The 20349-nt window shown below is 58.3% G+C and carries 20 protein-coding genes; 10 read left to right on the top strand and 10 right to left on the bottom strand.

The annotated features are described in order from the left end of the window. Positions 1-57: 57 nt before the first annotated feature. The 8 genes from sdhA to ACXAH8_RS13845 all read right to left on the bottom strand — a co-directional run bounded on the left by sdhA (position 58) and on the right by ACXAH8_RS13845 (position 6246). Positions 58-1866: a succinate dehydrogenase flavoprotein subunit gene (gene sdhA / locus ACXAH8_RS13880; RefSeq protein ID WP_475219311.1), complete on the bottom strand. Its 1809-nt coding sequence runs from the start codon at positions 1864-1866 to the stop codon at positions 58-60. A gap of 22 nt (positions 1867-1888) precedes the next feature. Continuing rightward, positions 1889-2260, bottom strand: a complete 372-nt coding sequence (locus ACXAH8_RS13875; RefSeq protein WP_475219309.1) for a succinate dehydrogenase, hydrophobic membrane anchor protein — start codon at positions 2258-2260, stop codon at positions 1889-1891. A 10-nt stretch (positions 2261-2270) separates the two neighbouring features. Next, the gene (sdhC, locus tag ACXAH8_RS13870) at positions 2271-2654 is read right to left on the bottom strand and encodes a succinate dehydrogenase, cytochrome b556 subunit (protein ID WP_170378960.1); all 384 of its coding nucleotides are present in this window, start codon (positions 2652-2654) and stop codon (positions 2271-2273) included. Between the two features lie 213 nt (positions 2655-2867). Next, positions 2868-3527: a DUF1194 domain-containing protein gene (locus tag ACXAH8_RS13865; protein ID WP_475219307.1), complete on the bottom strand. Its 660-nt coding sequence runs from the start codon at positions 3525-3527 to the stop codon at positions 2868-2870. 53 nt (positions 3528-3580) lie between these two features. Beyond that, on the bottom strand, positions 3581-4609 hold the full coding sequence (locus tag ACXAH8_RS13860) for a MaoC family dehydratase (RefSeq protein ID WP_475219305.1): 1029 nt from the start codon (positions 4607-4609) through the stop codon (positions 3581-3583). Beyond that, the gene (locus ACXAH8_RS13855) at positions 4609-4815 is read right to left on the bottom strand and encodes a DUF1737 domain-containing protein (protein ID WP_170378966.1); all 207 of its coding nucleotides are present in this window, start codon (positions 4813-4815) and stop codon (positions 4609-4611) included. The genes ACXAH8_RS13860 and ACXAH8_RS13855 overlap by 1 nt, the downstream gene beginning before the upstream one ends. 15 nt (positions 4816-4830) lie before the next feature. Then, positions 4831-5382 carry an NnrU family protein gene (locus ACXAH8_RS13850; protein WP_475219302.1) on the bottom strand — a complete coding sequence of 184 codons (552 nt, stop codon included), beginning with the start codon at positions 5380-5382 and terminating at the stop codon, positions 4831-4833. A gap of 6 nt (positions 5383-5388) precedes the next feature. Next, the gene (locus ACXAH8_RS13845) at positions 5389-6246 is read right to left on the bottom strand and encodes an HpcH/HpaI aldolase/citrate lyase family protein (RefSeq protein WP_475219300.1); all 858 of its coding nucleotides are present in this window, start codon (positions 6244-6246) and stop codon (positions 5389-5391) included. Positions 6247-6415: 169 nt separating this feature from the next. On the opposite strand from ACXAH8_RS13845, the gene ACXAH8_RS13840 reads away from it, so the two are divergent. Continuing rightward, positions 6416-6721: a hypothetical protein gene (locus ACXAH8_RS13840; protein ID WP_170480827.1), complete on the top strand. Its 306-nt coding sequence runs from the start codon at positions 6416-6418 to the stop codon at positions 6719-6721. Here ACXAH8_RS13840 and ACXAH8_RS13835 read toward each other — a convergent pair. Then, entirely contained in the window at positions 6718-7473 is a 756-nt protein-coding gene (locus ACXAH8_RS13835) for a sulfite exporter TauE/SafE family protein (RefSeq protein ID WP_475219297.1), read from the bottom strand. The genes ACXAH8_RS13840 and ACXAH8_RS13835 overlap by 4 nt on opposite strands. A 161-nt stretch (positions 7474-7634) precedes the next feature. Between ACXAH8_RS13835 and mdh the strand changes: the two genes are divergently transcribed. Beyond that, positions 7635-8597: a malate dehydrogenase gene (gene mdh, locus ACXAH8_RS13830; RefSeq protein ID WP_170378975.1), complete on the top strand. Its 963-nt coding sequence runs from the start codon at positions 7635-7637 to the stop codon at positions 8595-8597. 58 nt (positions 8598-8655) lie between these two features. On the opposite strand, the gene ACXAH8_RS13825 is transcribed toward mdh, so the two are convergent. After that, positions 8656-10236: a hypothetical protein gene (locus ACXAH8_RS13825; RefSeq protein WP_475219294.1), complete on the bottom strand. Its 1581-nt coding sequence runs from the start codon at positions 10234-10236 to the stop codon at positions 8656-8658. A 263-nt stretch (positions 10237-10499) separates the two neighbouring features. Here ACXAH8_RS13825 and sucC point away from each other — a divergent pair, with 263 nt between their 5' ends. The 8 genes from sucC (at position 10500) to lpdA (ending at position 20343) form a co-directional block, all read left to right on the top strand. Continuing rightward, positions 10500-11693, top strand: a complete 1194-nt coding sequence (gene sucC / locus ACXAH8_RS13820; protein ID WP_170469002.1) for an ADP-forming succinate--CoA ligase subunit beta — start codon at positions 10500-10502, stop codon at positions 11691-11693. 84 nt (positions 11694-11777) lie between these two features. Beyond that, positions 11778-12659, top strand: coding sequence for a succinate--CoA ligase subunit alpha (gene sucD / locus ACXAH8_RS13815; RefSeq protein WP_170378979.1), 882 nt, complete (start codon positions 11778-11780; stop codon positions 12657-12659). A gap of 441 nt (positions 12660-13100) precedes the next feature. Further along, positions 13101-13643 carry a DUF805 domain-containing protein gene (locus ACXAH8_RS13810; RefSeq protein ID WP_475219291.1) on the top strand — a complete coding sequence of 181 codons (543 nt, stop codon included), beginning with the start codon at positions 13101-13103 and terminating at the stop codon, positions 13641-13643. Further along, positions 13640-16597 (top strand): 2-oxoglutarate dehydrogenase E1 component, encoded by a 2958-nt coding sequence (locus ACXAH8_RS13805; protein WP_475219289.1) that lies wholly within the window; start codon positions 13640-13642, stop codon positions 16595-16597. The genes ACXAH8_RS13810 and ACXAH8_RS13805 overlap by 4 nt, the downstream gene beginning before the upstream one ends. A gap of 3 nt (positions 16598-16600) precedes the next feature. Continuing rightward, positions 16601-18109 carry a 2-oxoglutarate dehydrogenase complex dihydrolipoyllysine-residue succinyltransferase gene (odhB, locus tag ACXAH8_RS13800; RefSeq protein ID WP_475219287.1) on the top strand — a complete coding sequence of 503 codons (1509 nt, stop codon included), beginning with the start codon at positions 16601-16603 and terminating at the stop codon, positions 18107-18109. Between the two features lie 2 nt (positions 18110-18111). Continuing rightward, positions 18112-18387 (top strand): hypothetical protein, encoded by a 276-nt coding sequence (locus tag ACXAH8_RS13795; protein WP_170469015.1) that lies wholly within the window; start codon positions 18112-18114, stop codon positions 18385-18387. Positions 18388-18510: 123 nt separating this feature from the next. Then, complete coding sequence (locus tag ACXAH8_RS13790) at positions 18511-18903, top strand: MAPEG family protein (RefSeq protein WP_170666823.1); 393 nt, start codon at positions 18511-18513, stop codon at positions 18901-18903. Positions 18904-18954: 51 nt separating this feature from the next. After that, positions 18955-20343 carry a dihydrolipoyl dehydrogenase gene (gene lpdA / locus ACXAH8_RS13785; protein WP_475219284.1) on the top strand — a complete coding sequence of 463 codons (1389 nt, stop codon included), beginning with the start codon at positions 18955-18957 and terminating at the stop codon, positions 20341-20343. Positions 20344-20349 lie beyond the last annotated feature (6 nt).

The raw sequence follows: 20349 nt of genomic DNA, 5'->3' as shown, positions 1-20349 counted from the left end.
TTGTCGTGTCGGTGGGTATGTGGCGCTTGCACCGCATTGCCTGATGGTTGCTCCTACTTAGAACGTCCGCGCTTTCGGCGCGATTTTCTTGAGGCTGATGCCGCCCTGATCCTCGTTGGTCAGAGGATCAACGATCACCGGACGGTAGCTGAGTTCAACCCTGTTACCCTCGACCCGGCTGACGGTGTGGACACGCCAGTTCTCATCGTCGCGCTCTGCGAAATCCTCATGCGCATGTGCGCCACGGGACTCTTTGCGCGCTTCGGCTCCCACGATGGTAGCCAGAGCACTCGGCATCAAATTGGTCAGTTCCAGCGACTCCATCAGGTCACTGTTCCAGACCAGAGAGCGGTCCGAAACCTTCAGATCGTCCATCTTGGCAGCGATCGCCGTCATCTTTTCGACGCCTTCCGCCATGGTCTTGGCGGTCCGGAACACAGCCGCGTCCTGCTGCATGGTCTTTTGCATCTCAAGCCGCAGGTCCGCGGTCGGGACTGCGCCCGAGGCGTTCCGTACGGCGTCAAACCGATCAAATGCCTTATCAACCGATGCCTGGTTCAGCACAGGGTTCGGCGCGTCTGCGTCCACTACTTTACCGGCTCGGATGGCCGCCGCGCGACCAAAGACGACCAGATCGATCAGAGAGTTAGAGCCCAGACGGTTGGCACCGTGGACCGAAGCACAACCCGCTTCGCCCACTGCCATCAGGCCGGGAACAACTGCGGTTGGGTTGTCTGCAGTTGGGTTGAGAACCTCACCCCAATAATTCGTCGGAATACCGCCCATATTGTAATGCACGGTCGGCAGAACCGGGATGGGTTCCTTGGTAACGTCAACACCAGCAAAGACACGTGCCGATTCCGAGATTCCAGGCAACCGTTCCGCCAGCGCCTCGGCTGGCAGGTGGCTCAGGTTCAAATGAATATGATCCCCGTCATCGCCGTGACCACGACCTTCGCGGATCTCCATCGTCATCGAACGCGAGACATAGTCGCGCGGCGCCAAGTCCTTATACTGGGGCGCATAGCGCTCCATGAAACGCTCACCTTCAGAGTTGGTCAGGTAACCGCCCTCACCCCGAGCACCCTCGGTGATTAGGCAACCCGAGCCGTAGATTCCAGTCGGGTGAAACTGAACGAACTCCATATCCTGCAGGGCCAGACCGGCACGGGCCACCATGCCGCCACCGTCGCCGGTGCAGGTATGGGCCGAGGTCGCGCTGAAATACGCACGACCGTAACCGCCGGTCGCCAGTACAACCATCTTGGCGTTGAAGACATGCATCGTGCCGTCGTCCAGCTTCCAGCAGACGACGCCCTGACACTGCCCGTCCTCGGACATGATCAGGTCGATGGCGAAATATTCGATGTAGAATTCAGCGTTGTTTTTCAGCGATTGTCCATAAAGTGTATGCAGGATCGCGTGACCGGTCCGGTCTGCGGCCGCGCAGGTACGCTGCACGGCAGGGCCTTCGCCAAACTCGGTGGTGTGACCGCCGAAGGGACGCTGATAGATTTTACCCTCTTCCGTACGGCTGAAGGGCACGCCGTAGTGTTCCAGCTCATAAACTGCCTTGGGAGCCTCGCGCGCTAGGTACTCCATCGCATCGGTGTCACCCAGCCAGTCCGAACCCTTTACGGTGTCGTACATGTGCCATTGCCAATGGTCAGGCCCCATGTTGGACAGGGACGCGGCAATACCACCTTGCGCGGCAACCGTGTGTGAGCGTGTCGGAAACACTTTGGTGACACAGGCTGTGCGCAAGCCCTGCTCGGCCATGCCCAATGTTGCCCGCAGACCGGCCCCACCTGCACCTACGACAACCACGTCGTATTCGTGGGTTTCATATTCATATGCTGCTGTCATTGTTCTTGTTCCTTATCGCGCATCACAGGGCCAGCTTGATCAAGGCAAACAACCCCGCAGCCATCAGAGTGTAGCCAAGCGCCCACATTGCAACGAGAGAGATTTTCTCAAGAATGCCATGGATATAGTCTTCGATGGTTTCCTGCGCCTCATACATAAGCTGCTGCAGGCCCACGACCAGCGTCAGGGCGGTGACAATCGCAGGGAAGGGACGGCTGAAATAGGCCAGAACTTCTTCATACGTGCCGCCGAGGCCCATTCCGAAGGTGATGATAAATATGGGAACCAGCCCGGTCAGGATCATCGCGCGCACCATGGTACGCCAATGGGTTTGTGTTCCCGATTTCCCTGCGCCCAGGCCCTGCGCGCGTTTGCGGTCGGTCAGATATCGCATCTCCGTCTCCTTAAACCACAAGCACGGTGAGAATGGTCAGGACTGTGGCCCCGATGAACATGCCCATCCCCAGTTTTTCCGAGGTATTCACGTCGAGGCAGTAGCCGAAGTCCCAGAAAACGTGACGCAGGCGGCCCAGCGTGTGATACCAAAGTGCCCAGGTCGCGACGATGAGGATCAGCTTGCCGAACCAGCTGGTCAGGAACCCGTCGATCAGCGCAAATGCACTTTCCGAAGTTGACGCTGCCAGCAGCCACCAGACGACCAGAATGGCAACGGCAAACACCCCGAGGCCGGAAAAACGAACCATGATGGACGACATGGAAGTCATCTGTGGGCGATAGATCATAATATGTGGCGAGAGCGGGCGGTTGCCCCGATTGACATCGGCCATGGCGGCTCCTCTTACTTTGGCTACCAGACTTTTTACTTGTTTTTGCGCTTCTGTCACGTGCTGCACCTGCAAAAACAGGTAAAATTGCCTCAAAAACGGTGATTTTGACCAATTGTGATCACGCACTTTGAAAGTGTGATCACAAAATACAATGCGATCATTCTATGTTAGCGTTTTCAACGTCGAAGCATTGTGATCACGAATCCCTGCAGATCATCGAAAACCGGCAGATTGCTGCGTCACCTCGCGCAGCAGCTTTTTTCGTATGCGTTCTGGATAATCTGCAAAACCCGAGGCTGACACGACAAACGCCCCCTCTCCGGAAATAACGTTCTCAAAGAAGTAGGCCGTCAGATCCGGTTCGCTTTCTTCGATGGCTATGGCATTTACTGTCACGCCTCGATCTTTCAGAAGGCCGTGAATCTGCGTCGGCTCAATCCCTTCGTTGGAAACCCCATCGCCCGAGATATCAATCAGCAGACGCCTGCACTCTGCCACGTCGTCAAACCGCAGCAGGGTGGCCTCTAAAGCTTCTCCGATCGCGGTTGAGAAGTTTCGCCAGACCCTTGGGTCCTGTGCAACTTGATCAGCGAACTTCTCCAGAGCGACAAAGCTGTCGATTTTCGTCCACGGGATCGTCACCCGCTGGCGGGATTCGCCCGTCCATTGCACCAACATCAACTGCGCCTGCCCGCGCACCAAAGCCTCGGACACGATCGGGTCACGCAACCCAGCGGCGAGGCCATCCATCTGAATACGGTATTCGCTGCTGTCGACAGAGCCAGAGACATCCACCGCCAAGGCCAGCGCCAGATCGCACGCCCAGGCGGGGCGTGTAAGGCACAGGAAAAGGGTGAGAAAACGTAGAAACATGCCGCCACCCTAGCATGGATTGCGGGTGCTGTGTTCACATCACTGTAACCCGACTAGATCGGCATCAAGGCCCAATAGTCGAGGTCCAGCAACACATCCGACGTGTATTTTCCGTCCTCGCCGCGCAGCTCGAACGGCGCGCCGCCTTTGGTCGCTACCAAACGCAGACGGATCGCTCCGACCCCGGGCACGTCGGTTTCGGCCTTGTCCAGAACCTCGGACCACGCTTTTATCGTGTCTCCTGCGAAACAGGGGTTGGCATGTGCGCCGCCATTCAGACCCACGATCATCTGCGCATTGGCCAGACCGTTGAACGACAAGGCCCGCGCCATCGAGATCACGTGGCCCCCATAGATCAGGCGGCCTTCAGGGCGGAAGGTCAGGTCGAAATGCACCTTGGCCGTGTTCTGCCACAGGCGCGTAGCCAACATATGCTCGGCCTCTTCCACCGTCACGCCGTCCACGTGGTCAATGGTCTCGCCGATCTCATAGTCGCCCCAACGATGCGGTTCACCCGCCAGGGTGAAATCGTAATTCGAGAAATCCAGCCCCTCGGGGATGACCAAATCGCTCGGCTCCAGCACTTTCTTCAGATCGGGCACGACGGTTTCCGGTGCTGGCGCATCCGGGTTTGCCTTGCGCACCATCACCCAGCGGACATATTCCATGACCACTTCGTCCAACTGGTTCAGACCACGCGTCCGCACCCAGACCACACCAGTCTTACCGTTCGAGTTCTGCTTGACCCCGATCACCTCGGACACCGACCGCAGCGTATCACCCGCATAAACCGGTAGCAGCCAACGCCCCTCGGCATAGCCCAGATTGGCCACTGCATTCAGCGAGATATCGGGCACCGTTTTGCCGAACACGACGTGGAAGGCCGCCAGATCATCAATCGGGCTTTCCTGCAATCCACAGGCCCGGGCGAACTCATCCGAAGAATACAGCGCATGACGCGCAGGATAGAGCGCATGATAGAGGCCGCGCTCTCCCTCCGTCACGGTGCGAGGGACGGCGTGCGGCAGCACCTGCCCGACGGAATAGTCCTCAAAAAAGCGGCCCGGATTGGTTTTTGCCATTATTGCTGTCCCAGTTTCATCTCAGGTGAATAGTCCGCGTCGACCTCTTTGGTCACAGCCTGCGCGCACCGCATGACGTTGTTGGCCTGATCGAAAGCGTAGGAGGGATCGCCATAAAGCTCCCACCCTTTTGCCAAGGCGTCCGACACTTTGTGACAGAAGGCCGAGGTGTCTTCCTCGGTCAGCAGGCGATAGAGTTTTGCCATTCTTTCAGGTCCTTATCATCCGAACGGAGACGGGCCGACCAGCCCGTGGATATAGCCGATCACACCCAGCAGCACGATCGAGGCAACAAAGAACATCGCGTCCATGCCATAGGTGCCGGGTTCGCCAGGGGTCCAGTCGGGTTCGGATTTGTTGATCACGATCACTTCGACCACGGCCCAGGCCAAAAGCCCGCCGAACAGGATGATCGAGGCCAGATCGCCATTCACCAGTAGATGCGCAAAGGCCCAAAGCTTGAACCCACCCAGCATCGGATGGCGCAGCTTATGCAGCAGACGGCCTTTTTTGGGGGCCGGGCTCATCATGTAGATCGCGATCAGCACCAACAGGTTGTTGATATGGGTCATGAAGCTTGGCGGCGCCCAGACATAGATGAACTCGGTCATGCGGTAGCCGAAGATCATCAGCAGGATCGCGGCCACCAGCGCCAGCGCCACAGCCCCCTTGCCGCCATCGCCCATAGCCGCGCGTTGCGCAGGCAGGATGCGTTTGAACAGATGTGCGACCCACCATAGCGCCACACCAAGGATCAGAAGAACAAAGCCCATGCTGGCTTACCCCGCTTGCAAAGCTGAAATCGCCTCCGCTTTTGCCAGAATTTCGCGGGCAGTTACAACATGCAGGTTTTCGACGATCTTACCGTCGACAACGGCAACACCCTGCCCTTGCGCCTCGGTTTCCTCAAACGCGCTGATCTGGCGGCGGGCGAGGTCTATCTCGTCATCCGACGGGGCGAAGGCTGCATTGGTGACCTCAATCTGCGCCGGGTGGATCAGCGTCTTGCCGTCAAAGCCCATGTCACGGCCCTGTTCGCACTCGGCGGCCAAACCGTCGGTGTCCTTGAAGGCGTTGTAGACGCCGTCGACGATGATCAGCCCTTCGGCCTTGGCGGCCAGAAGACATAGGCCAAGCGAGGTCATCAGCGGCAGACGGTCCGGACGGAACCGGGTTTGCAGGTCCTTGGCCAGATCGTTTGCCCCCATCACGAACCCTGCCATTAGCGGATGCGCCGCAATCTCGGCTGCATTCAACATACCGCGCGGGGTCTCCATCATGGCCCAGATTGGCAAATCCCCGGTGATCGCGGCCAGCGCGTCCACATCTGCGGCGGAGTTCACCTTGGGCAACAGAACCGCATCGGCATCCATCTCTCGCACGGCTTTGGCGTCACCTGCACCCCACGGAGTATCCAGCCCGTTGATGCGCACGATCTTGACCCGAGGGCCGTATCCGCCAGCGGTCAGCGCTGCCTTGAGCGTCTCGCGTGCATTGGGTTTTTCGTCGGCGGCCACTGCGTCTTCGAGATCGAAGATGATGGCATCAACCGGCAAGGTGCGGGCCTTGTCCAAGGCCCGGTCGCGCGAACCGGGAATGTAAAGAACCGAGCGATAAGGGCGCTGACGCGGGTGCATTGGCCTCTCCCGTTGAAATAATGTTGCGCAGAAAGGGGCATTTTTCTCAGGAAAGTTCAAGGTAAAAATCGCCGCAACGCAGCATAAATGACGCAACGCTCTTTGCTTTAACGCAATATCGCCCTCTTGACCGCAGGCTCTAGGCGACTGGTGATAGATGGGGTCAGAGATGAAAAAGACAGTTTTGAAAATGACAATCGGGCTGGGAATCATGGTCCTCGCGGCGCAACAGGTTCAGGCGCAGGCCCGCAACTGCGCCCCTCGGGCCGATGTGTTGCAACGCCTTGCCGAGACCTATGGCGAAACGCGCCGGGGGATCGGCATTGCTCGTCAGGGTGCGGTGATGGAGCTGTTTGCCTCGGACCAATCCGGCAGTTGGACGATCACGGTGACCCTGCCAGACGGAATGACCTGCCTTGTGGCCTCGGGGCAAGCCTATGAGCAGATGGCCGATGTCCTGCCGCCAAACACCTAAGTCAGTGCGTCCCAGATCAGCTTGCCTCCGGTCAGGGTCAGCAACACATAGGCGATGCTAAAGAACAGGCGTTCGGACAACATGAAATGCGCCCGGACGCCCAACCAGGCCCCCAATATGGCGAACGGGGTCAGCAGAAGATCCGCCAGCGCCGTGTGCCATGTAAACAGGCCAAGAAAGGCGTAGGGCACGAATTTCGCCGCGTTGATCACCCAGAACACTAAGACGGTCGAGGCCTGAAACTCGGTCTTCGACAGGCGTTGCGACAGCAGGTAGACAGCAGCTGGGGGACCTCCTGCATGGCTGACAAAGCTGGTAAACCCGGCGACAAGCCCCGCGAACAGACCGGCGGAGGCAGGCAACCGGCGGGTGAAGCCGCGTATCCAGCCTTTGCTTTGGGCGACGTGCCAGATCACGAACCCGACCGAGATCCCTCCGATCAGCAGGCGCAGCAGGTCGTCATCTGTCACGCGGTATAGCCAGGTACCCAGCAGAACACCCGGAACCGCGCCCAGGATCAGCAGACGCGAATCCGGCCAGCTCCAGCGTTTCCAATAGGGTCCCAGTGTGGCCAGATCGATCACCATGAGGATTGGCAACATCAGCGCCAGCGCCTGCCCCGGTGTCAGGATCAAAGCCAGAATCGACGACGACGCAAAGGCCACGCCCGAACCAAACCCACCCTTCGAGATGCCCGCAAAGATCACCGCCGGGATCGCGACTGCAAAAAACATCAGGTTCAATTCAAACATGCAGCGTCCCGGGAATTGGCTTGATTCACAGGCGGTTTAGCGCAACCGGATTGGGGATGGCAAACGGTATGCGGTGGCATGCCGCGCCGCAGGACCCTTGCGCAAAAGCCATTTAACGACTAGCAAACCCGCGATTTCAATACCGACCGGAGATATTCCAAATGGCCAGACCCAAGATTGCGCTGATCGGCGCTGGGAACATCGGCGGCACGCTTGCGCATCTTGCAGCTGTCAAAGAACTCGGTGACGTCGTCCTGTTTGACATCGCTGACGGACTGCCTCAGGGCAAGGCGCTCGACATCGCCGAGTCCGGCCCGTCCGAAGGCTTTGACGCCGCAATGTCAGGTTCTAGCGACTATGCGGACATCGCAGGCGCAGACGTGTGCATCGTCACCGCAGGTGTCGCCCGTAAACCGGGGATGAGCCGCGATGACCTGCTGGGCATCAACCTGAAAGTCATGAAATCGGTCGGCGAAGGCATCGCAGCTCACGCGCCCGATGCGTTCGTGATCTGCATCACCAACCCTCTGGACGCGATGGTCTGGGCTCTGCGCGAATTCTCGGGCCTGCCGCACAACAAGGTCTGCGGCATGGCGGGCGTTCTCGACTCGGCGCGTTTTGCGCATTTCCTGTCGGAAGAGTTCAATGTCTCGATGCGCGACGTCACCGCCTTTGTTTTGGGCGGTCACGGCGACACGATGGTGCCGTCGGTGCGCTATTCGACCGTTGCCGGTATCCCGTTGCCCGATCTGGTCGAGATGGGCTGGACCACGCAAGAGAAACTGGACGCCATCGTTCAGCGTACCCGTGACGGCGGGGCCGAGATCGTTGGCCTGCTGAAAACCGGCTCGGCATTCTATGCGCCTGCGACCTCGGCGATCGAAATGGCCGAAGCGTACCTGAAAGATCAGAAGCGCGTTCTGCCCTGCGCGGCCTATTGCAACGGCGAGTTCGGCGTTGACGGAATGTATGTCGGCGTTCCGACAGTCATCGGTGCAGGTGGTATCGAGCGTATCGTCGACATCAAGCTGAACGAAGACGAACAAGCAGGCTTTGAAAACTCGGTCAACGCCGTGAAGGGCCTGATTGAGGCTTGCAAGGGCATTGATGGCTCTTTGGCTTAAAAGTAGGACTTGAGACAAAAGCGGGCGGGCCTTTCGGTCTGCCCGTATTTATTCGACGCTACCTGCCCTCACCCGCGATTGCTTCGACTTTGGGCAACCCACCATAGTGCGCGGCAAGTCGTTGCTCGGTGCTGATGACGCGCTGCTGAGAAAGCGACTCAAAGTCCGAAGGTTGGTTCGTTTCGAAAAAATGTGTGCCGCCTTCCCCTAAAAAGGGTACTTTTGCGCAATCAACCGAGGCCCTTTGCACAATATCATAAACGGGCAGGCAGCCTCTGCGTTCGGCCTCGTCAAACCGCAAAGACAATTCTATAAGCCGGCGACTGTTGAAAGGTGAAAGATAGAAGTGTTGCCATAAGGCGGGAAAAGATGCCCCGACGGTCGAATTATAGTAGACTTCCAGAAACATAAAGTCGGCTGCTTTTTCCATGGCATTGTCTTGAAGAGTCGCTTGCCAAGCAAAAAAATCCCCTTCGAAATGCGCACAGATATCTGAATTGAATGATCGCCGAGGCACGATGAACATTCGCTCAATCTGCCAAGCCGCGTCGCGCCACATGGCCTTGGGTTTGAATACATAGACAGCACGTAAAAGGTCGGTTTGATGCCCCCTCAAGATAAGGTGATTGGACGGAATGGCGTTGGTTGCTCCGGTTACATACTCTTTTGGAGGGGCCGTATCGGACCCGTGCGAAACTTGATAGGCTTGGGCTAGGAATTTCTGCTCCCAGCGCTTGGTTTCCTTGCCAAAACGCGTTCCCAAAACGACATGCGGAGTGTTGAGGCTTTTGGCAACTGCAGCACCGACATGGGCATCTACTTCGGAATTATAGTTTTTTACATGAGTGTAAAAAAAAGGGATCTTGTGCAAGCTGTTGCGACCAACTGCTGCCAGAATTCGGCTATCTCTTCCTCCAGTAATCGGCATAGCACATTTGTAACGTTCGGTGATCTGATCAATGTTGAAAGCCAGTCGCTCGGTGATTTCGTCATAGGTTTCGGCATGGCTCGAATTTTCAAGCGAAAACACCTCATCCCTAGGCCAGAACCTTTCCACATCAAATGTGTTCAGGTTCAGGTAAAAATTTGGGTTCAACCGTTTCACCTTGTCATCACATGTGTGAAATAGCGAATACCGCGTGGGAAGCCCGGCCAAACAGTCCGCTTGATATCGACTGTTTGGAATAATCTCCCGGTCAATCGCAAGAAGCGGTGAACTTGCGACGCGCTGCGCGTCGCATTCGTAAACCGCGCCAATCATTCCAACCGGATCCGTATAGAGACGCGCTTCGCCGCCGATCTGCAGGAAAAAGGCGAACCGGCCTGCACACTCGGTCAAGTATCGCTCGAATTTTCTCCATGCGTCGCCGTCTCGTACCGAAAACGGCAGCACTGCACTGCGATCGACTAAACCTTCCGGACCAACAGCTACACCAAGCAAATAACCAACCGCGAGCCCATCCGCATCTTCCAATTCACAAACCGGAAGATCCTGCCCGACGTACAGTATTGATGCACCAAAATTCAAGCTCGTCAAAAAGCCGACATCAAGTCCGGTTTTGTCCAGAACATACTGGAACCTGAATACCTCGGGCAGGTAACGTCGCCTAAGACTCCAAAGCCGTTCTGCCTCAAGCATTGATCACTCCAAAATCAGGTACGTCATTCGCACATCCTCTATAGGCAATGCCAACTGGCCAAGAAAGTGATTTTGCGCCAAAGCTGCGAAGGAACAAAATATAGAAAGAATCAGTCTGAATATTTGTGATCACACCTTAAAAAACTGTGATCACAAATATGGAAAATCTTCACTAAAAACCACTCCGAGGTCAAAAAAGCCTTTATAATTGCGCCCTAGACACCTCTATATCGGTTTAATCGTAGTCAGACGGGACAATTTCGATGAACATTCACGAATACCAAGCCAAGGCGCTTCTTCGCAGCTATGGCGCTCCAGTCTCCGACGGTCGCGCGGTTCTGCGCGCCGAGGAAGCCAAAACCGCAGCCGGTGAACTGGACGGCCCTCTTTGGGTTGTTAAGGCGCAGATCCACGCAGGTGGACGCGGCAAGGGCAGCTTTAAAGAGGCCGACGCAGGTGAAAAAGGCGGTGTCCGTCTGACCAAGTCGGTGGAAGAAGCGGCCGAGGAAGCAAAGAAGATGCTGGGTCGCACTCTGGTCACCCACCAGACTGGCCCCGCGGGCAAGCAGGTCAACCGCATCTATATCGAAGCCGGTTCCGGCATCGAGCGTGAACTGTACCTGGCGCTCCTGGTAGATCGCCAGACCAGCCGCATCTCTTTTGTCTGCTCGACCGAAGGTGGCATGGATATCGAAGAAGTGGCCGCGTCCACGCCCGAAAAAATCCTCTCCTTCTCGGTGGACCCTGTGACCGGTTATCAGGCCTATCACGGCCGCCGCATCGCGTTCTCGCTGGGTCTGGAAGGCGCTCAGGTCAAGCAATGTGTGCGCCTGATGGGCATCCTCTACAAAGCCTTCGTCGAGAAGGACATGGAGATGCTGGAGATTAACCCGCTGATCGTCTCAGACAGCGGCGAGCTCAAAGTACTAGACGCCAAGCTGGGCTTTGACGGCAACGCGGTTTACCGCCACCCCGACATCGCCGAGCTGCGCGACGAGACCGAGGAGGACCCCAAGGAACTGGAAGCCTCCAAATACGATCTGAACTACATCGCACTGGATGGTGAGATCGGCTGCATGGTCAACGGTGCCGGTCTGGCGATGGCCACGATGGACATCATCAAGCTATACGGGGCCGAGCCTGCCAACTTCCTCGACGTGGGCGGCGGTGCCACCAAGGAGAAAGTGACCGAGGCGTTCAAGATCATCACCTCGGACCCGAACGTCAAAGGCATTCTGGTCAACATCTTCGGCGGCATCATGCGCTGTGACGTCATCGCAGAGGGCGTTGTTGCCGCGGTGAAAGAGGTCGGCCTGCAGGTTCCACTGGTCGTACGTCTGGAAGGCACGAATGTCGAAAAGGGCAAAGAGATCATCAATTCCTCTGGCCTGGACGTGATCGCGGCGGACAACCTTAAAGACGGCGCCGAGAAGATCGTGAAAGCCGTGAAAGGCTAAGCCCAATTCCGTGGAGTGGGTTTCGCCCCACTTTTCTGAAGAATTCTGGCAGGCCTTGGCCCGCCTAAAATAGGAGAACGCCAAATGGCAGTCCTCATCGACGAAAATACCAAAGTGATCTGTCAGGGCTTTACTGGCTCGCAGGGCACATTCCACTCTGAACAGGCCATTGCTTATGGCACCAAGATGGTCGGCGGCGTGACCCCTGGCAAAGGCGGCATGGAGCATCTGGGCCTGCCCGTGTTCAACTCGGTCCACGAAGCCAAGCACGTGACCGAAGCCAATGCCTCAGTGATCTACGTGCCGCCGCCCTTCGCGGCTGACTCGATCCTCGAAGCAATTGACGCCGAGATGGAAGTGATCGTCTGCATCACCGAAGGCATTCCGGTTCTGGACATGATGAAGGTGAAGCGCGCACTGGAAGGCTCGAAATCGCGCCTCATCGGCCCGAACTGCCCCGGTGTCATCACACCTGACGCCTGCAAGATCGGCATCATGCCCGGCCACATCCACAAGCGCGGCTCGGTCGGCGTTGTGTCCCGCTCGGGAACTCTGACCTATGAGGCCGTTAAGCAGACCACCGATGTAGGTCTGGGCCAGTCCACCTGCGTTGGTATCGGCGGCGACCCGATCAAAGGCACCGAGCATATCGACGTGCTGGAATGGTTCCTGGCGGATGACGAGACCCATTCGATCATCATGATCGGTGAGATCGGTGGCTCGGCCGAAGAAGAAGCTGCACAGTTCCTGGCGGATGAGGCCAAGAAGGGCCGCAAAAAGCCGGTTGCCGGTTTCATCGCAGGCCGCACCGCCCCGCCGGGCCGCCGAATGGGCCACGCGGGCGCGATCGTCGCCGGCGGCAAAGGCGGTGCCGAGGACAAGATCGAAGCCATGCGCTCGGCCGGTATCGTTGTGGCAGAAAGCCCTGCGACGCTGGGTGAGGCAGTGCTGGAAGCGATTGGCTGATGGCAGCCCGACTCTCCACAGGCGCTCAGGACAGCGCCCGACCTTGGGTGGGTGCTGAAAGCGCCCTCCCGGGGGGAGGGTCGGGCCCTACCCGGCATTACCGCCGGGCGGGACTTGCTTTGCTTCTTGCATGTAGCGGCACATCCCTCGCAGCCCAAAACAATGAATTCACTCCGATGGATCAATTCATTGTTCGGGCTATTCCCAGTCTAGATGGTGCCGAGACAGACATATTGGCAGGCGACAAAGTCGCGTTCACGTATGTAAGCTTTCGCGTCGATAAGGACGAAATGCGAATGGCAGCGGAGTTTTGGTGTTCACAATTAGATGGAACAGCTCAGCTTGAATCCGATGTACAGGTGGGTAGCTATCTATGGTTGATAGGGCGTCGCCAAACCACCTATGACTGCGCAACTGAGAATTGAGGGGTAGGGATTTGCCATGACTTTCTCAGACGCGATCCGCACTTGTTTTTCCAAATTCTTCACCTTTTCGGGTCGTGCCTCACGGCCCGAATATTGGTTCTTTTTCCTGTTCATCGTAATCTGGAGCATTCTTGCCGGGATTATTGATGCGCAGTTCTTCACTCAGGTCTCGGTGACCGAGGGGGATGGCGTGAAATCCGTCACCGCCACATCCCGTCAACCAGTGCAAAGCATCGTCAGCCTGATTGTGTTCTTCCCGCATCTGGCCGTCGCGTGGCGGCGGATGCATGATACCGGGCGCAGTGGGCTTTACGCTCTGTTGCCGATTCTGCTGATCCTCGGGGCCTTCGCGGTTCTGATCTTCGGTATCGGCCTTGCCTCGAGTTTCCAGCATGGCGGCAATCTGGACATTCTGTTCACACGTGCCACCCTGCTGGTCGTCATTCCGACACTACTTGTTTTGTTTGTGTCGCCCCTCCTGGTTCTGTGGTGGCTGACCCGTCCGTCTCAACCAGGCACCAACCAATACGGTCCCAACCCATATGAGGTAGCCCAATGACCGAACATACGCCCAATTCCGCGTTCCATGCCTCAAGCTTTATGCAAGGCCACAATGCCGAGTATCTGGAGCAGCTCTATGCCCAATACACGAAGAACCCTGGGGCAGTGGATGCCGCCTGGGCCGAGTTCTTCAAGGCGATGGGTGACGCTTCTCCGGACGTTCAACGCGAGGCCGAGGGGCCGTCCTGGGCGCGGACCGACTGGCCGCCGATGCCTGCGGATGATCTGACCGGGGCGCTGACCGGTGAGTGGGCCGAGATCGATGCCAAGGCGGCGGGCAAGAAGATCGAGGAAAAGGCCGCAGACAAGGGCGTAGAGGTCAGCGATGACCAGATCAAGCGCGCCGTGCTGGACAGCTTGCGAGCGCTGATGCTGATCCGGGCCTACCGGATCCGGGGCCATCTGGCCGCAGATCTGGATCCGCTGGGCATGCGCGCGGCCAGCACACACCCGGAACTCGATCCGAAGACCTATGGCTTTACCGAGGCCGACATGGACCGGCCGATCTTTATCGACAATGTTCTGGGCCTGCAGATGGCGTCGATGCGGCAGATCGTCGAGATCGTGAAGCGGACCTACTGCGGCACCTTCGCGCTGCAATACATGCATATCTCAGACCCGGAACAAGCCGCCTGGCTGAAGGAGCGGATCGAAGGCTACGGCAAGGAAATCGCCTTTACCAAGGAAGGCCGTAAGGCGATCCTGAACAAGATGGTCGAGGCCGAGGGTTTCGAGAAATTCCTGCATGTCAAATACATGGGGACCAAACGGTTCGGTCTGGATGGTGGTGAAAGCCTGATCCCGGCGATGGAGCAGATTATCAAACGCGGTGGTGCTCTGGGCGTCAGCGACATTGTCATCGGCATGCCGCACAGAGGCCGCCTGAATATTCTAGCCAACGTTATGGGCAAGCCCTACCGCGCGATTTTCAATGAGTTCCAGGGCGGAAGCTTTAAGCCTGAAGATGTGGATGGCTCTGGCGACGTGAAATATCATCTCGGTGCCTCCAGCGACCGTGAGTTTGACGGCAACAGCGTCCACCTGTCGCTTACTGCCAACCCCTCGCACCTAGAAGCGGTGAACCCGGTGGTTCTTGGGAAGGTCCGCGCCAAACAGGATCAGTTGAACGACACCGACCGCACCAAGGTTATGGGCATCCTGCTGCACGGTGACGCGGCCTTTGCTGGTCAGGGTGTGGTCGCCGAAGGGTTTGGTCTGTCCGGCCTCAAGGGCCACAAGACAGGCGGCACCATGCATATCGTCGTGAACAACCAGATCGGCTTTACAACGGCGCCGCACTTCTCGCGCTCCAGCCCGTATCCCACGGATATCGCGCTGATGGTCGAAGCGCCGATCTTCCACGTCAACGGCGACGACCCCGAGGCGGTTGTTCACGCCGCCAAGGTCGCGACCGAGTTCCGTCAGAAGTTCCACAAGGACGTGGTCATCGACATCTTCTGCTACCGCAGGTTTGGTCACAACGAGGGCGATGAGCCCATGTTCACCAACCCGATCATGTACAAGAAGATCAAGACGCATAAGACCACTCTGTCGCTCTACACCGAACGTCTGGTCAAAGATGGGCTTATCCCCGAAGGTGAGATCGAGGATATGAAAGCCGCCTTCCAGGCCCATCTGAATGATGAGTTCGAGGCCGGCAAAGACTACAAACCCAACAAGGCCGACTGGCTGGATGGGCGCTGGTCGCATCTGGACAAGAACAAAGAGGACTATGTGCGCGGCGAAACCGCCATCGCCCCGGCGACTCTGGCCGAGATCGGCAACGCGCTGACCCACGCCCCTGCGGATATTGCGGTACACAAAACCGTTGCGCGTCTGCTGGACCACAAAAAACAGATGTTCGACAGTGGCAAGGGCTTTGACTGGGCCACAGGTGAAGCGCTGGCCTTTGGCTCGTTGCTGACCGAGGGCTTTCCGGTTCGACTGTCCGGTCAGGACGCGACGCGCGGGACGTTCAGTCAACGTCACTCGGGCTTTGTCCATCAGGAAACGGAAGAGCGGTTTTATCCGCTGAACAACATCCGCGAGGGTCAGTCGCACTACGAAGTGATCGACTCGATGCTGTCTGAATATGCGGTTCTGGGCTTTGAGTACGGCTATTCGCTGGCCGAACCGAACGCCCTTGTCCTGTGGGAAGCGCAGTTTGGTGACTTCGCCAACGGGGCGCAGATCATGTTCGACCAGTTCATCAGCTCGGGCGAAAGCAAATGGTTGCGCATGTCGGGTCTGGTGACGCTGCTGCCCCACGGGTTCGAAGGGCAAGGCCCCGAACACAGCTCGGCGCGTTTGGAGCGGTTCCTGCAGATGTGTGGTCAGGACAACTGGATCGTGGCGAACTGCACGACACCGGCGAACTATTTCCACATCCTGCGCCGCCAGCTGCACCGTACCTTCCGTAAACCGCTGATCCTGGTGACCCCGAAATCGCTGCTGCGCCACAAGCTGGCTGTCAGCACGGCCGAGGATTTTACCACTGGCTCCAGCTTCCACCGGGTGCTGTGGGACGATGCGCAACAGGGCAACTCGGACACCAAGCTGGCCGCGGACGACAAGATCAAGCGCGTGGTTCTGTGTTCCGGCAAGGTCTACTACGACCTACTGGAGGAACGCGACGCCCGTGGTATCGACGACGTCTACCTGATGCGGATCGAACAGTATTACCCGTTCCCGGCGCACTCGTTGATCAACGAGCTTGAGCGTTTCAAAGGGGCTGAGATCGTCTGGTGCCAGGAAGAGCCTAAAAACCAAGGTGCCTGGACCTTCATCGAGCCAAATATCGAATGGGTGCTGACCCGTATCGGCGCCAAACATACACGGCCGCTCTATGTCGGCCGCGCAACCTCGGCCTCGCCTGCGACGGGTCTGGCCAGCCAACACAAAGCTCAACAAGAAGCGCTCGTGAACGAAGCGCTGAGCCTCGAAGGAAAGTAAACGATGACCATTGAAGTTCGTGTTCCCACGCTAGGCGAGTCTGTTACCGAAGCCACGGTTGCGACCTGGTTCAAGAAACCCGGTGATGCCGTGGCCGTGGATGAGATGCTCTGTGAGCTTGAAACCGACAAGGTGACGGTCGAAGTCCCCGCGCCCGCCGCTGGCGTTATGGGCGAGATCGTCGCCGCCGAAGGTGAAACCGTTGGCGTCGACGCCCTGCTGGCGACCATCGCTGCAGGCGAAGGTGCAGCCCCTGTCCCGGCCGCAGCAGCGCCCGCCCCTGCGGCCGCTCCGGCAGCGTCGGGTGGCAATGTTGATGTGATGGTGCCCACGCTGGGTGAATCGGTCACCGAAGCCACCGTCTCGACATGGTTCAAACAGGTTGGTGACGCGGTCGCGCAGGACGAGATGCTGTGTGAACTGGAGACCGACAAGGTCTCGGTCGAGGTTCCCGCCCCTGCTGCTGGCGTTCTGGCGGAAATCGTTGCGCCTGAAGGCACAACCGTGGATGCCTCGGCCAAACTGGCCGTGATCTCGAGCGCCGGCGCCGGCGCTACTCCTGCACCCGCCCCTGCCGCCGCCGCAGCCCCGGCCGCAGCAGCAACTGGCAAAGATGTCGCCAACGCTCCGTCAGCAGAAAAAGCCATGGCCGAGGCCGGTCTGTCCGCCGCTCAAGTCTCGGGCACCGGACGTGATGGCCGCATCATGAAAGAAGACGTGGCCCGCGCCGTGGCAACGGCTGCTGCACCCGCGCCTGCTGCCGCTCCGGCTCCGGCCCCTGCGCCACGCGCGCCTGTGGCCGCCGATGACGCCGCGCGCGAAGAGCGGGTCAAGATGACCCGCCTGCGCCAGACCATCGCCAAGCGCCTGAAGGACAGCCAGAATACCGCTGCCATGCTGACCACCTATAACGAGGTGGACATGACCGAAGTGATGGCCCTGCGCAGCCAGTACAAGGACCAGTTCGAGAAGAAGCACGGCGTGCGTCTGGGCTTTATGTCCTTCTTCACCAAGGCCTGCTGCCACGCGCTGAAAGAAGTGCCCGAGGTGAATGCCGAGATCGACGGCACCGACATCGTCTACAAGAACTTCGTCCATATGGGTGTCGCCGCCGGTACGCCCACAGGTCTGGTTGTTCCGGTCATTCGCGATGCGGACTCGATGTCTTTTGCAGCGATCGAAAAGGCCATCGCCGAGAAAGGCAAACGCGCCCGTGACGGCAAACTGAGCATGGCCGAAATGCAAGGCGGCACCTTCACCATCTCGAACGGTGGCGTCTATGGCTCGCTGATGTCCTCGCCGATCCTGAACCCCCCGCAATCGGGTATTCTGGGCATGCACAAAATCCAGGACCGCCCGATGGCGATCAACGGTCAGGTTGTGATCCGTCCGATGATGTATCTGGCACTGTCTTATGACCACCGGATCGTTGACGGCAAAGGCGCGGTGACCTTCCTTGTCCGCGTGAAAGAGGCGCTGGAAGACCCGCGCCGCCTGCTGATGGATCTGTAATCATGGCAACGCATGTTCTGTGGCAAGCCGATGTGGCCGACTTTGATGCCTGGCTAAAGGTGTTTCGCGAAGACATCGCGATGCGCCAGGCCGCCGGTATCCACGACCTGCATGTCTGGCGTGACCCCGATCAAAAGGATCACGCCATCGCCATGTTCGAAGTGGATGACATACAAAAAGCCCGCGCTTTCTTCGACTCGGAAGAACTGGCCATGCATCTCGAACGCGGTGGGGTCGCCCATATTCAGGTGAAACTTCTGGACCCGGTCTTGCCGTAAAAACTCTGCTGTGTGCGGGGCCGCCCTGCACACAGCCCCGCAAATACACGTGAAGCGCGCCTGCTATTGATGTCAGAGAATGCTAACCGACAAACGGACTCTGGTTGAAAAAGGATACTCGTCATGTCTTCCGAACTTTCCATTCTTGCTCTGTACGGCCTTCTGATCGTCGTAGTGGTTTTGCTGAATGTGCTGACAGCCATGTCGCAGGTCGGGTTGATGACATTGGGCGGCGCGCGGGACGACATGCCCGCCCTGACCGGTGTTGCGGGCCGGGTCGAGCGGGCTCTGACCAATTCGGTCGTCGCTATGGCCCTGTTTGCCCCTGCCGTTCTGATCCTGTCCGCCAAGGACGCCTTCACCTCCGGATCGCTGCTGGCCGCGCAGATTTTTCTGATCGCGCGTGTGGTTTTCGTTCCGATCTACGCCTTCGCGATCCCGGTTCCCTTCCTGCGCACGATCGTGTGGATGGCTGGGTTTCTTGCGACGATCTACCTTTACCTGCTAGCCCTATAGCTTAGTACGCCGCACCCAGAAGCGGCCAAGACACACCAAGGAGTGCCCTCAATGTCCAGCTATGACGTTATCGTAATCGGAGCCGGTCCCGGCGGCTATGTCTGTGCCATCCGCTGCGCCCAGCTGGGTCTGAAAACCGCCGTTGTCGAAGGGCGTGAGACGCTGGGCGGCACCTGCCTGAACGTGGGCTGCATCCCATCGAAGGCGCTGTTGCATGCATCTCATCAACTGCACGAGGCCGAGCATAACTTTGCCAAGATGGGCCTGAAGGGCAAATCTCCGTCCGTCGATTGGAAACAGATGCAGGCCTACAAGGAAGAGGTGATCGAGGGCAACACAAAGGGCATCGAGTTCCTGTTCAAGAAGAACAAGATCGACTGGCTGAAAGGTTGGGGCTCGATCCCGGCTGCCGGTAAGGTCAAAGTGGGTGATGAGGTTCACGACACCAAGAACATCATCATAGCGTCAGGGTCCGAGCCGTCGGCCCTGCCGGGTGTTGAGGTTGACGAGAAGGTCGTCGTGACCTCAACCGGGGCGCTGTCGCTGGGCAAGATCCCGAAAAAGATGGTGGTGATTGGTGCCGGTGTGATCGGTCTGGAACTGGGGTCGGTCTACAGCCGTCTGGGTGCTGAAGTGACGGTGATCGAATTCCTCAAGGAAATCACCCCGGGCATGGACCCCGAGGTACAGAAGACCTTCCAGCGGATCCTCAAGAAACAGGGCCTCAACTTTGTGATGGGCGCGGCGGTACAAAAGACCGAAGCGTCGAAAACAAAAGCGAAAGTCACCTACAAGCTGCTCAAGGATGACAGCGAGCATGTGATCGAAGCCGATACCGTTCTGGTCGCCACCGGTCGCAAGCCATACTCGGACGGGCTGGGGCTGGATGCGCTGGGTGTTGAGATGACGCCGCGCGGTCAGATCAAGGTCGGCGCGGACTGGCAGACCAACGTGCCGGGTATCTACGCGATCGGCGACGTCACCGAAGGCCCGATGCTGGCCCACAAGGCCGAAGACGAAGGCATGGCCGCCGCCGAGCAGGTGGCCGGCAAGCACGGCCACGTGAACTACGGCGTCATCCCCGGCGTGATCTACACCTGGCCCGAAGTTGCCAATGTGGGTGAAACCGAGGCGACTCTGAAAGAACAGGGCCGCGCCTACAAGGTCGGCAAGTTCATGTTCATGGGCAATGGCCGGGCCAAGGCCAACTTTGCCTCTGACGGATTCGTCAAGATTCTGGCCGACAAGGAAACCGACCGGATTCTGGGTGCGCATATCATCGGCCCCGCTGCAGGCGATCTGATCCACGAGGTTTGCGTTGCGATGGAATTCGGTGCCTCAGCCGAAGATCTGGCGCTGACCTGTCACGCCCACCCGACCTATTCGGAAGCCGTGCGTGAGGCCGCTCTGGCCTGTGGTGACGGCCCAATTCACAGCTAAAGGTCT

It is taken from the genome of Ruegeria sp. ABV3_008 (genome assembly GCF_056161185.1).
Note: the sequence above shows the minus strand (reverse complement) of the source record. Positions and strands in the feature narration are given on the sequence as shown.

Excerpts from the sequence above, each read along its gene's own strand:
- ACXAH8_RS13835 (WP_475219297.1), bottom strand. The coding sequence starts at position 7,473 with ATGTTTGAATTGAACCTGATGTTTTTTGCAGTCGCGATCCCGGCGGTG.
- ACXAH8_RS13810 (WP_475219291.1), top strand. The coding sequence starts at position 13,101 with ATGACTTTCTCAGACGCGATCCGCACTTGTTTTTCCAAATTCTTCACC.
- ACXAH8_RS13795 (WP_170469015.1), top strand. The coding sequence starts at position 18,112 with ATGGCAACGCATGTTCTGTGGCAAGCCGATGTGGCCGACTTTGATGCC.
- sucC (WP_170469002.1), top strand. The coding sequence starts at position 10,500 with ATGAACATTCACGAATACCAAGCCAAGGCGCTTCTTCGCAGCTATGGC.
- mdh (WP_170378975.1), top strand. The coding sequence starts at position 7,635 with ATGGCCAGACCCAAGATTGCGCTGATCGGCGCTGGGAACATCGGCGGC.
- ACXAH8_RS13805 (WP_475219289.1), top strand. The coding sequence starts at position 13,640 with ATGACCGAACATACGCCCAATTCCGCGTTCCATGCCTCAAGCTTTATG.
- sdhA (WP_475219311.1), bottom strand. The coding sequence starts at position 1,866 with ATGACAGCAGCATATGAATATGAAACCCACGAATACGACGTGGTTGTC.
- sdhC (WP_170378960.1), bottom strand. The coding sequence starts at position 2,654 with ATGGCCGATGTCAATCGGGGCAACCGCCCGCTCTCGCCACATATTATG.
- sucD (WP_170378979.1), top strand. The coding sequence starts at position 11,778 with ATGGCAGTCCTCATCGACGAAAATACCAAAGTGATCTGTCAGGGCTTT.
- ACXAH8_RS13860 (WP_475219305.1), bottom strand. The coding sequence starts at position 4,609 with ATGGCAAAAACCAATCCGGGCCGCTTTTTTGAGGACTATTCCGTCGGG.
- ACXAH8_RS13875 (WP_475219309.1), bottom strand. The coding sequence starts at position 2,260 with ATGCGATATCTGACCGACCGCAAACGCGCGCAGGGCCTGGGCGCAGGG.
- ACXAH8_RS13845 (WP_475219300.1), bottom strand. The coding sequence starts at position 6,246 with ATGCACCCGCGTCAGCGCCCTTATCGCTCGGTTCTTTACATTCCCGGT.
- lpdA (WP_475219284.1), top strand. The coding sequence starts at position 18,955 with ATGTCCAGCTATGACGTTATCGTAATCGGAGCCGGTCCCGGCGGCTAT.
- ACXAH8_RS13840 (WP_170480827.1), top strand. The coding sequence starts at position 6,416 with ATGAAAAAGACAGTTTTGAAAATGACAATCGGGCTGGGAATCATGGTC.
- ACXAH8_RS13850 (WP_475219302.1), bottom strand. The coding sequence starts at position 5,382 with ATGGGCTTTGTTCTTCTGATCCTTGGTGTGGCGCTATGGTGGGTCGCA.
- ACXAH8_RS13825 (WP_475219294.1), bottom strand. The coding sequence starts at position 10,236 with ATGCTTGAGGCAGAACGGCTTTGGAGTCTTAGGCGACGTTACCTGCCC.
- ACXAH8_RS13865 (WP_475219307.1), bottom strand. The coding sequence starts at position 3,527 with ATGTTTCTACGTTTTCTCACCCTTTTCCTGTGCCTTACACGCCCCGCC.
- ACXAH8_RS13790 (WP_170666823.1), top strand. The coding sequence starts at position 18,511 with ATGTCTTCCGAACTTTCCATTCTTGCTCTGTACGGCCTTCTGATCGTC.
- odhB (WP_475219287.1), top strand. The coding sequence starts at position 16,601 with ATGACCATTGAAGTTCGTGTTCCCACGCTAGGCGAGTCTGTTACCGAA.
- ACXAH8_RS13855 (WP_170378966.1), bottom strand. The coding sequence starts at position 4,815 with ATGGCAAAACTCTATCGCCTGCTGACCGAGGAAGACACCTCGGCCTTC.